Source organism: Pseudomonas onubensis (assembly GCF_965653655.1).
Taxonomy (GTDB): domain Bacteria; phylum Pseudomonadota; class Gammaproteobacteria; order Pseudomonadales; family Pseudomonadaceae; genus Aquipseudomonas.
On the sequence record NZ_CBFHAZ010000183.1, the window covers coordinates 1 to 3967 of the forward strand.

Annotated in this window: 5 protein-coding genes; 3 read left to right on the plus strand and 2 right to left on the minus strand. The window is 60.5% G+C overall.

Annotated features, from left to right (window positions below; translation table 11 throughout):
* Positions 1-88: 88 nt before the first annotated feature.
* Positions 89-619 carry a ferritin-like domain-containing protein gene (locus tag ACTD9P_RS29320; RefSeq protein WP_017136789.1) on the minus strand — a complete coding sequence of 177 codons (531 nt, stop codon included), beginning with the start codon at positions 617-619 and terminating at the stop codon, positions 89-91.
* A 200-nt stretch (positions 620-819) separates the two neighbouring features.
* On the opposite strand from ACTD9P_RS29320, the gene ACTD9P_RS29325 reads away from it, so the two are divergent.
* Positions 820-1710, plus strand: a complete 891-nt coding sequence (locus ACTD9P_RS29325; RefSeq protein WP_438870376.1) for an esterase/lipase family protein — start codon at positions 820-822, stop codon at positions 1708-1710.
* Positions 1711-1723: 13 nt separating this feature from the next.
* Here the strand turns inward: ACTD9P_RS29325 and ACTD9P_RS29330 are convergent, their stop codons facing one another.
* The gene (locus ACTD9P_RS29330) at positions 1724-2623 is read right to left on the minus strand and encodes a DMT family transporter (RefSeq protein ID WP_438870377.1); all 900 of its coding nucleotides are present in this window, start codon (positions 2621-2623) and stop codon (positions 1724-1726) included.
* A gap of 97 nt (positions 2624-2720) precedes the next feature.
* On the opposite strand from ACTD9P_RS29330, the gene ACTD9P_RS29335 reads away from it, so the two are divergent.
* Positions 2721-3509, plus strand: coding sequence for an AraC family transcriptional regulator (locus tag ACTD9P_RS29335; RefSeq protein ID WP_438870378.1), 789 nt, complete (start codon positions 2721-2723; stop codon positions 3507-3509).
* A 72-nt stretch (positions 3510-3581) separates the two neighbouring features.
* Positions 3582-3884, plus strand: coding sequence for a PsiF family protein (locus tag ACTD9P_RS29340; protein WP_438870380.1), 303 nt, complete (start codon positions 3582-3584; stop codon positions 3882-3884).
* Positions 3885-3967 lie beyond the last annotated feature (83 nt).

Sequence of the window (3967 nt, forward strand, 5' to 3'; positions counted from 1 at the left end):
CGCGAAGGCGGTGTCTCAGTCAGTATTGCTCTGACTGACACTCCGCCTTCGCGAGCAAGCCCGCTCCCACACCGTTTTGTAGTGTTAGTTACAGGTCCTGCAGAATATCCGCCATGTCATCGGCGTGTTCTTCTTCCTGGGCCAGGATGTCTTCAAAGATGCGACGTGTAGTCGGGTCTTTATCACCGATGTACTGGATGATTTCGCGATAGCTGTCCACGGCGATCCGTTCGGCCACCAGGTCTTCGTAGACCATTTCCTTCAAGGTGTTGCCAGCCACGTATTGAGCGTGGGAGTTCTTCGACAGCAGGTCGGGGTTGAACTCCGGCTCACCGCCCAACTGCACGATGCGCTCGGCCAGTTTGTCGGCGTGTTCGGCTTCCTGGGTGGCGTGCTCCAGGAACTCATCGGCGGCGACACTGGCTTTCAGGCCGCTGGCCATGAAGTAGTGACGCTTGTAGCGCAACACGCAGACCAGTTCAGTGGCCAGCGACTCGTTGAGCAGGCGGATAATTTCCTCACGGTCGGCGTCGTAGCCTTCGGTCACGGCGCCGTTTTCGACGTGCTGGCGGGCGCGGCTGCGCAGGGTGGCAACGTCGGTCAAGTTTGCTTGGGTCATCTCAATCTCCTGGTGCTAATCCGGTTTTGCGCCACGCTCTGTTGGCGTGATCACTCCAAGTTGTGAGTCCTGGCTGACGCAAAAAGTTTTATCGGATTTCACACCGCCTGGCCGGGCACTTCTAAACGGCTTAGTCATGGGGCAGTCATGTCGGTGGGTCTAGGATGGCGTTATCGCTATTGTGACCTGGATGTTGCCCCATGCCCGATTCCCTCGCCACGCGTTACCCCTTGGTGCTGGTACCCGGCATGCTGGGCTTTGTGCGCGTAGGCTTTTTCCCTTACTGGTACGGCATTGTCCCGGCACTGCGGGCGGGCGGGGCGCAGGTGTTTGCGATTCAGGTGGCGCCACTGGATTGCAGCGAGGTGCGTGGCGAACAGTTGCTGGTGCGCATTGAGCAGGTCCGCCGCGAGACCGGCGCAGATAAGGTCAACCTGATCGGCCATAGCCAGGGTGCGCTCACTGCGCGTTATGCCGCCGCCATGCGCCCGGAGTGGGTGGCGTCAGTGACGTCGGTGGCCGGCCCCAACCATGGCTCGGAGCTGGCGGACCATATCCACGCCCATTACCCGCCCGACAGCGTCAAAGGCCGGCTGATGAGCGCGGTGTTTCACCTGGTTGCCTGGTGGATGGGCCTGCTGGAAACCGGCTATCGCGGCCCGCGCTTCAAGGCCGATCTAGAGGCCTCGCACCATTCCCTGACGAGTGACGGTGTGGCCGTGTTTAACCGCCAGTATCCACAAGGGCTGCCCGAAACCTGGGGCGGGCAGGGCGCCGAGGTGGTCAACGGCGTGCGTTATTACTCGTGGTCCGGCACCTTGCAGCCAGGCAAGACCGATCGCGGGCGCAACCTGCTGGACCTCACGAACCGCAGTTGCCGGTTGTTCGCCCGCAGCTTTGTACGTGAGAAAGGCCAATGTGACGGCATGGTCGGGCGCTACAGCTCGCACCTGGGCACGGTCATCGGCGATGACTACGCCCTGGATCACTTTGATATCGTCAACCAATCCATGGGGCTGGTGGGCAAGGGCGCGGAGCCGATTCGGTTGTTTGTCGAGCATGCGCGGCGGCTGAAGGCGGCCGGGGTTTAACCGGGAGACCGGGTTATCGTTCATCGCAGGCAACCCCGACCTCGCGGCGCACCGGCGTGGTCCAACGCTCCGACAAAATCACCCCGCCCAAGGTCAGCAAGCCGCCGACCAGGTGATACATCGCCAGTTCTTCCTTCAACACCACCGCCGCAATCAAGGCGGTAATCAACGGCAGCAAGTTGAAAAACAGCGTGGTACGGCTTGGCCCCAGGTTTTTCACCGAATGCATCCAGGCCAGTGGCGCCAGCATCGACGCCAGCAAGCACGCGTACAGCACCAGGGGAATATTCGCCCAGCCCAAGCCGGCCTTGGCCGAGAACAGAAACAACGGAAACAGCACCACCACCGCCACCAGGATCTGCAAGTACAGCAATACCAGCGGCGGCAGGCGCAGTTGCCATTTTTTCAGCAGGGTGCTGTAGATCGCGTAGGCCAGGGTGGCGAACAGCATCATCGCGTCACCCAGGTTGAGCCCGTGTTGCAGCAATGCGCCGAGGTTGCCGGCCGACACCACCACCACAACACCTGCGAACGACAATACCGCGCCGGTCAGCGCGCCAAAGGTAAGGCGTTGGCCGAGGCTGATGATGGCTGCAGTCAACGACATCAGCGGCATCAGCGACAAAATGATGCCCATGTTGGTGGCGCTGGTCAGCGTCGCGGCGTAATAGGCCAGGCTTTGATACACCGCCATGCCCAGCACGCCGAGGATAAAGATCTTGCCCAGGTTCGGGCGGATCAGCGCCCAGTTGGCCAGCACCGGCTTGAGCATGAACGGGGTAAACAGCAGCGCCGCCAGTAACCAGCGGTAAAAGCCGATTTCTGCGGGGAAGATCGAGCCCACGGCCAGTTTGTTGACCACGGTGTTGCCGGCCCAGATAAAGATGGCCAGCAGGGGATACGCGTATTGCATCGAAAGAAACCAGGTGTGTTGATGAGCCGGGATTATCCCCTGTCTGGATAGAAGCCTATACTGCGATCCAGACAACCGACCTTTGTATCCAGACATTATGGCCAGACATACCGTACGCCTCGCGGATTTTCGCAGCCTGCCGAGCCCGGTGTACTTCCGCTACTCCGAATTCGCCCCCGACACCGAGTGCACGCCGCACCGGCATGGCTGGGGTTCGCTGGACTATTCGGCCAATGGTGTGATGCGCATGGAGGTGGACGGTAGCCGCTTTATGTCGCCACCGCAGTACGCGGTGTGGATCCCACCCAATACCGAGCACAGTTCCTACAACGCCCAAGCGATTGTTTATCGCTCAGTGGGCCTGGCGCCGGAGCTCTGCGCACAACTGCCGCAAACGCCGTGCACCCTGGCGATCAGCGAAATACTCAAGGCGATCCTCAGCGACTTTGCCCGGCGTGACGTCAACATCCCGCAGACCGAAGCCGATATCCGCCTGGCCCAGGTGCTGGTGGACCAGCTCAAACAGGCGCCGATGCATGATTGCTTCCTGCCTTATGCACGCCACCCCGGGCTGCTCAGCGTGCTCGAAGGGATGCAGGCCGACCCTGGGGACAATCGCCCGCTGGCGCAGTGGGCCGAGCAAGTGCATGTAAGTGAGCGCACCCTGGCCCGTCAGTTCGTGCGTGAGTTGGGCATGAGCTTCGGCGAATGGCGCCAGCGCCTGCGCTACCTCGCCGCCATTGAAGCCCTGGACAGCGACCGCAGTGTGCAACATGTGGCGTTTGACTTGGGCTACAGCAGCGCCTCGGCGTTTATCGCCATGTTCCAGCGTCACGCCAACTGCACCCCGGAGCAGTACCGCCGGTCGAATATTCGCGGGCGCTGAAGATGTAACAGGTTTTGACTACACTGCTGCGTAGGCCGTGCCCCTTTGGTGCGGTAACAGGGAGAAAACTCCATGAAGATGCTGCGTATTCCGTTGTTGATGATGGGCCTGCTGCTGTGTTCCCAAGGCTTTGCTGCCACTGCCCAGCAAAATAAAATGACCACCTGCAATGCTGAAGCCGGTGCCAAGACGCTTAAAGGTGATGACCGCAAGGCCTTTATGAAGACCTGCCTGTCGGCGCCAGCCGCCAACGATGCCAAGACCCTGACCCCGCAGCAGCAGAAGATGAAAGACTGCAATGCCACGGCGAAAACTAAAGCGTTGGCTGGCGATGCGCGTAAAACCTTTATGAGCACCTGCCTCAAAGGCAACTGATAGCGCCTATCTCCTGTGGGAGCGGGCTTGCTCGCGAAAGCGGTGTGTCAGGTTCAGATGTACTGACTGATCCACCGCTTTCG